Genomic DNA, 6,796 nt, shown 5'->3' on the forward strand with positions numbered 1-6,796 from the left:
GCCTCCCTCACGGTGATGCGGATCCCGAATCTTCCCCAGGGCCGCTCGTCGTGCCGCGGAGGGGCTTGTGCTGACGGGCCTCGGTTGCCTGGTCACGAACGTACGGGTCGGCGTCCGCTGCCAGCTGGTCGAGCACGGACGAGGTCGCGGGGTCTGCGGGCTCCAGGGCGGAAAAGTGGCCCAAGGCGATCGCGACCCAGGCTCGGACACGGGGGTTGTCGTCGTTCGCGAGCAGGCGGATTTTCCGCAGTGTTCTGGGTTGCTGGAGGAAGCCGAGGGAACTGAGGGCGGAGATTCGCACCTGCGGGGAGGGATCGTCCAGCAGGTTCAACAGCAGGTCGATGGCTGCCGGCTCTGTTCCGTGACTGCCGAGTGTGCCCACGACCGCGCTGCGGATTCCTTCGTCTGAGTCCTGCGCAGCGTGGGCCAGCAGATTGAGATCAGAGGGTTCGGGGACGAAACCGAGCAGCCAGATCGCCGACCTGCGAAGGTCCTCATCGTTGCCAACGGCGCAGGGCAGGAGGATTTCGCGCGCGGTGGCTGGATCTTCCTGCGCGAGTACGTAGAGCGTCGTTGAGAGCGAGTCCTGGTCGTCACCCAGATTGCGGGAATAGGCCCGCAACAGGGCGGCTAGGGACGTGCGGCCGGCAGTCTCGGCAAGAATCCGAGCGAGGACATGACGGGCGTACCAGTTGCCTGCTTCCACGGCTGCCGCGAGATGCCCCTCCACGTGCGGAATCAGCTCCCGCCGCTGGGCAGCTACGAGCTCCTCTTCGATTCCTGCAAGGTCATCGAGGTCGCAGTCCGGATCCATGAGGCCGGCCGCCAGCTCATCAAGGCGCAGGGTGAGATCGCACGCTGCCCGTTGGTCTTCCAATCCGTCCTCCTCGTAATCCTTCAGACCGTACCGAGCTGCCCCAGCGGGCCTCCAGCGGGGCCCCTGCTTCTGCCGAACGAATTGTCCAACAGGCCTCTGACAACAGCGTTCGGGGCGGCCGACTCACCCAGCCGCCCAGACCCTCCCTACGTCTCCACAGGACTCCGTGACCTTGACAAGAACGATTGGGAATCAGTCACACAAGCGGGTGCCGGGCTCGCGGTCGGCGTCAAATCAGTAGTCGAGGTCGAGGTAGTCGATGTCGTTGAGGGTGACGTCGGAGAGTCCTGTGGCGCGGCTTCCGCCGTCTTGGAAGTACACGTCTTTGAAGCCTTCGGCGATGATCGCGCGCATCTCCTGGTCGCCGGCGCCCGATTCGCGGGCGTCGAAGAGGCGTTGTGCGTAGGCCGGGGGGAGGTGCACGGTGAGTCGCCGGAAGCGTCCGTCGTCGGTCGTGCCGACCGGTGCGGTGTACCCGAAGCGGGCCCTCGTCTCCACCGTGATCCCGGTCGCGGTGGCGGCCTGCTTCTGCCGGCGCTTGCGGACCTGCGGCTGCCACCGCTGCCGGACTGCGTCGTCGATCCGGTCCGTGATCGCCTTGGGCGGGTGCTTGCGTTCGCCCTTGCGGTAGCGCTCCACCGACCGCTGGCTGACACCGAGCTCCGCCGCGACGGCCTTGGTCGTCTTGAGCTGCTTCATCAGGAAGTTGATGCGGCCCTGGAGGGTCTTGGGCGGCTGGCGGGTGAACGATTCCCGGTCGGCGCGCTCGATGGCGTCGTCGATCTCTGCCACGGTCTACTCGCCTTCGTCCAGGACGGCGTCGCCGCCCTTGATGTGGCGGGCCGGGTTGTAGCCCTGCTCCATCAGGTCGACCGCCCACAGCATCGACTGGACGCCCTCAAGCTTGGCCAGGCCCGGCGTGGGCCCGAGGCGGAACCCGCCGGGCTGCGGCTTGCCGGACGCCGCGTACGGCAGGAAGTCCAGCGGACTGTCGCCCGGTGAGGGGTAGACGACGCAGTCGGACAGCACGGCGAGCGGGAACAGGCCTGTCATCCGGGACATGTTCAGCAGTTTGCGGTGCATGTTGACCCGGGCCTTGCTGATGACGGCGGCGCGGATGTCGGGGCGCCAGGTCGGGCGTTCCAGGGCCGGCCACCGCTCGCCCTCCTTGTAGTGCTTGCCCTGGGGGCGCTCGCGGAGCTTGCCGACGCCGCCCTTGACCGTGGCCTTGATGGCGGCAAGTACGGCGGCCAGGGCCTCGTCGTTCTGCTTGTGCTGCTCCATCGCGGCGAGGAAGGCTCGGTCGTCCAGGTCCCGGGTGACGCCGAGGTCGGCGAGGGTGTCGACGTAGGCGGTCTTGAGGCGGTCGTGCCAGGGGTCCAGGTAGGCGCCGGTCTCGCGGCGCAGGTAGGCCTCGATCGGGTGGACGTCGTAGCCGAGCTCCTGGGCGTAGGCGACGGTGTGCGTCTGGTACCAGGCCGGGCCCGTCGGGCGGCTGCCGTCCGGCGTGAACGGGCTGGGCAGGCGCGGGTCCAGCTCGATGTGGCTGAGGTCGACCAGCCAGCTCCCGGGGATCTTCGGGTTGAACTTCGGGTTGTGGAAGTGATCCGGGGCGGACAGGCCGACGACCAGGCGGGCCGCGGCGGCGAGGAAGGCGGTGTTGAGGTCGAGGCCGACCGCGAAGGGCAGGGTGCACTCCTCATCGGTGAGCAGGTCCACCGACCGCACCCACTGGTACGCCTCCTCATTGAGGAACCCGCCGGTCCAGCCGGAGTTCACGACCACGGGGTGCTCCGGGGTGGCCTCCGGCGGCGCCGGGTCCATCGGTTCCGTCCCCAGCGAGCCCGCGTTGTAGCCGGACACCCAGTTCCCGGTTGCCGGGTCCTGCACGGCCTTCGTCGGCGGGCGCAGCGCCGTCATCAGCTCCAGCCCGGACACGGCCGTCGACCCGCGCGGGGTGATGACACGGGTCGCGTACATACCGAGGACGCGGGCGATGTCGGCCGCATCCATGTCCGTGACGCCGGGCCAGGACCGCTCATCGAGGGCGTCCCAGGACAGGATGGCGAGCTGCACGCACTGCCGCTCGCGGCCCTGGGCCTTGCGGTAGATCCGCGCCCATGGGCCGAACCCGCGCTGTGTGAGCTGCCACTTCGCCTTCGCGACCTGCTTGACCACCGGGTGGTCGTCGGGCAGGCGCAGGGAGCGGCGCTGCTCGTGGCCCTCCAGGCGCTCCGGGAGCCCCAGCTTCACGGCGGCCGCGGCGGTGAGCACGATCAGTGGGTCGGAGTCCTTGCCGTACCGGTTCAGCTTCGCAGCCCCGAGGCCGGACTCGCGCAGCGTCCACTCCACCAACTCCACCACGGTGGTCGCGGGGCAGTCGAGCACGATGCCGCCCGTGCCGTACGCGGACCCGTCACCGTCCAGGACCGCGAGCGGGCCGTGCGGGAACCGCGGATCGGCTGCGGGCTGAGCTGCTTTCTTCGCGGCCGGGCGGCGCGATGCCGCGGCCGGCCGGGTGGCGGGACGTGCCGGTCCGGCGGCTGGAACGGTGGGAGCCTGCGGGGCGTCTGCCGTCTCCCCCTCGGACGCGGCCGGTTCACTGGACGCCGCCGGTGCCGTCGCGGCAGTCGAGGCTGCACCGTGTGCGGGATACTTCGCGGCCCACCCGTTCAGCAGCCGCTGGTAGGCATCAAGGCGCGGCGACTTCGGCTCCGAGCGGCCGTTCTCCCAGTTCTTCACCGACTGGGTCGTCGTCTTCAACGCGGTGGCGAGGCGGGTCTGGGTGATGCCGGCGGCCTCACGAAGCCGGGCACGCTCCGCCGGAGGCGGGAGATGCGGCTCCTCGTTCAACAGAGCGTCGACGGACGCGAACAGCTCTTCCTCAGACGCCATTCCCTGCACCTTCACATCAGGACCCGATACTGCTTAACCAAAAACTTAGCCCACTCCTTAACCTTCCTGTGCCCATTCCAACCCCAGCGCGGCGAGCGCGGCGAGTTTGTCGACGGTGAGCTTCGCGCGGCGGCTTTTGCTGTTGCTGAGGAACACTCCGAGTCGGACTTCTGCCCCGTCCTCCAACTGCTCTGTGTGGCCTCTGGGGACGGTCACGGAGCCCTCCCGCGCCTTGTACTGCGCCAGGGCTGCAATACCCCGTTCGAAGGCTCCAGAGGCGCCCTGGGGGGCCTTGGCGGGCGTTTCCTGCTCCGGTGGGAGCGGTACGACACCAAGTTGCTCCAGGCGCTCGCGCTGCCCGTCCATCAGTGAAGCCCACACCGCCGGTTGGCGCTGTTTCGCGGCCCATCGTCCGATGTCCATGCCGTGGATGGTGACGCCGGGTAGGACGTCGGCTGGGCCTTCTTCGTCGCGTACGAGTTCGCGTAGTGCGGCGTAGTGGCGTTGCTAGTCCGCCGGCCATGCCGGGTTCCAGTCCTCGTCCACGGCTTCCAGCGCCGTCTTCCACTCGGGGTGGTCATCCAGCGCACCTGGACGCCGCAAATTCGCGAGCCACATCCCCAACGGCCTGTCCAGCGCGCTGGCGGTCCGGGGTGCGCAGAGGGTCCAGTGCTGGTCGTAGTACGCCTTGGCGGCTTCCAGATTTTCCTGGAACCGCTCATCCGCTACGGACCAGACCATGCCGAGCCGCTCCAGGCGCTGCGCGCGCTGCCCGTTCATCTCCCCGGCTCCGTAAGCGCGTCGTTGTTCCGCCACCCACTGTCCTAGGGGTGTCGCGCCCTCGCGGTGTCCGTAGGGCACCCTCGCGTTCCCGACCCGTTCGACGTACGTCTTCAGCTTCGCCCAGCCGCGGGCCCAGTCCTGGCGTTCGGTGTCGATGACGTTGAAGGACACCCAGTCCGCGACCATCACCGGGTCGCGCGGAGCGGCGAAACGGAGCAGCAGGCGAGATTCGTCCTCGCCTTCCTCGGGCGGCGTACCGATGTGCTGGGACGGTTGCGCGACGTCCTTCTGGGGCTCCTGCGGAATCGCCAACAATTCCACGGCCTCTTCATCATGAGCCCGTAGACCTTCGAGAACCTTCACCAAGGGCCGATACGATCCGGAGGTGAACATGTCTTCCGGCTTTTCCCCGGGCTGGAGAAATACCGGCACGATCAGAGAGGCTAGCTTGCCCTGTCCGGGCTTCTGACGCAAAGCGCGCCCGATGGCCTGGACGATGTCATGCGGCGCGCCCTTGGGATCCAGGAGAGCCACGGAATCCACGGCGCGAATATCAACGCCCTCACCCAATACGCGGCAATTCGAGAGAATGGCACGCAGTGCCGTGGTGCCGAATTTGCCCAGGACTCCGCGCCGGCGTTCGGGTACGTGCTCGCCGCAGAGCCAGTCGGCCCAGATCTGAGCCGGGTACCGCTCAGGCTGGTCGGCGTGCAGCTTGGCCGCAACCCGCTCCAGGCCCTCCGCGTACGCCTGTGCCTCGATGGTGCGGTGGTGGAAGGTGATGCACGTCGACAGGTCGTGCTGCGCCATTGTGTGCAACAGTGCGGCCTGCAAGGCCCCGAGCCGCTGACCCCGAACCTCCTCGCTGCGCCGCTCCTCGCCCATCAGCCGCTCGGGCGTGACGACCGGGTCCTGGAGCTCCAGGACGATGATCTGGTAGCGCGCCAGCAGCCCGCGCGACACCGCTGACGCGAGCGAGAGCTTGTAGAGGACGGGCCCGAAGACTCTCTCGTCGTCCATGGAAGCCGCCATCTCCCGCGGCAGCCGGTCACGAACCCCCTCAGCGACCTCCCGGTTCAGCCGCTCTTCCCAGATCCGCGGCGTCGCCGTCAGGTACAGCCGGCGCACCGATGGAATGACCCCCTGGTCGTGCACCGCGGCCCAGGCCTTACCCATCGAGCCACTGGTCCTGTGGGCCTCATCAACCACCGTCAGGTCCATGAGAGACAACTGCTGCCCGTAGACGCCCTCGAACGCCTCGGAAAGGACACCGAGGCTGGCGTACGTCGCAAAGATGGTGACCGGCCCCTGCCCATGCCACAGGGCGAGCTGCACCGGATTCGTGGTGCTCCGGACCTTGAGATTCCACAATTCCGGGTCGTCCTGGAGAGAACACACCGCGACCGCCGGACCCGCGTGCCCGGCGGCATTCCACGCCTGAACCGTCTGGGACAGCAAATCCAGCGTCGGCACCAGAACGAGAATGCGCCCCTTGGGCGCGAGCCGCTTTGCCGCCGCAGCCGCGATGATGGTCTTTCCCGTTCCGCACGCGGCGTGTACCTGTCCGCGCAGGCCATTCACGGGAATCCCGCCCGGCGGGATATCGAGACCGCGCACAATGGCGGCAACGGCCTCGATCTGGTGGGCACGTAGTTTCACGGCCATTCCCGTGTTCTCCTTTTCGCGGAATGATGCGCGTATCAGAATGGAGATTCCCGGAGCGGCGAAGGGCCCAGGGGTGATGCTGCCTGTTTCCAGACTCTACACAGTGCACAAGCATGATGCATCACTCTTGCGTCAACTTCCGCACTCTAGGGTGACACATGGCTGATTCCCGCCTTCCAGTGACCGGTCGGGGTGTATGCTCGTGAGGTTCGGTGGGATTGCGTACGGGCAGTTGAGAACGGGGGAGGGGTTCGGGTGGAGCGCAGCGGAGCCCGTCACTACGGTGGGGCCGGCACTTCGTCAGGCCGACGATCTGTCACATGCGTTGCAGAGGTGGTAGCTGGGAATCCCAGACCCTACACAGTCCCACACATGATGCACCTCCCCTTGCCGCCAGCCCAAGCGACCGCGCTTGCGCGGGTGCCCCAATTCGCGCTTGCGCGAATTGGTTTCATTTCAGAATTCCGTTTACGGAATTCCATTCCCGCGTTTACGCGGGAATTCAAATTGCGCTTGCGCAATTCATGCACTATGCAGCGCGCCAGCGCTGCATATCCCGCGGAGCGGGATATGCAG

The 6,796-nt window shown here is 67.4% G+C and carries 4 protein-coding genes and 1 pseudogene; 1 reads left to right on the top strand and 4 read right to left on the bottom strand.

Annotated elements, in window-relative coordinates; genetic code table 11:
• Positions 1–7 precede the first annotated feature (7 nt).
• The 4 genes and pseudogenes from ABZ725_RS50710 to ABZ725_RS50725 all read right to left on the bottom strand — a co-directional run bounded on the left by ABZ725_RS50710 (position 8) and on the right by ABZ725_RS50725 (position 6,220).
• Complete coding sequence (locus ABZ725_RS50710) at positions 8–877, bottom strand: HEAT repeat domain-containing protein (RefSeq protein ID WP_358809161.1); 870 nt, start codon at positions 875–877, stop codon at positions 8–10.
• A 234-nt stretch (positions 878–1,111) separates the two neighbouring features.
• A complete protein-coding gene (locus ABZ725_RS50715) occupies positions 1,112–1,669 on the bottom strand; it encodes an XRE family transcriptional regulator (protein ID WP_358809162.1) in 558 nt (185 codons plus the stop codon).
• A gap of 3 nt (positions 1,670–1,672) precedes the next feature.
• Entirely contained in the window at positions 1,673–3,772 is a 2,100-nt protein-coding gene (locus tag ABZ725_RS50720; protein ID WP_358809163.1) for a helix-turn-helix domain-containing protein, read from the bottom strand.
• Positions 3,773–3,829: 57 nt separating this feature from the next.
• Positions 3,830–6,220: pseudogene (locus ABZ725_RS50725) on the bottom strand (Helicase associated domain protein).
• Positions 6,221–6,592: 372 nt separating this feature from the next.
• Here ABZ725_RS50725 and ABZ725_RS50730 point away from each other — a divergent pair.
• On the top strand, positions 6,593–6,796 hold a 204-nt coding region (locus ABZ725_RS50730), incomplete at its 3' end, for a hypothetical protein (RefSeq protein WP_358809164.1).

This window comes from Streptomyces sp. NPDC006872, assembly GCF_040635845.1.
Lineage (GTDB): Bacteria > Actinomycetota > Actinomycetes > Streptomycetales > Streptomycetaceae > Streptomyces.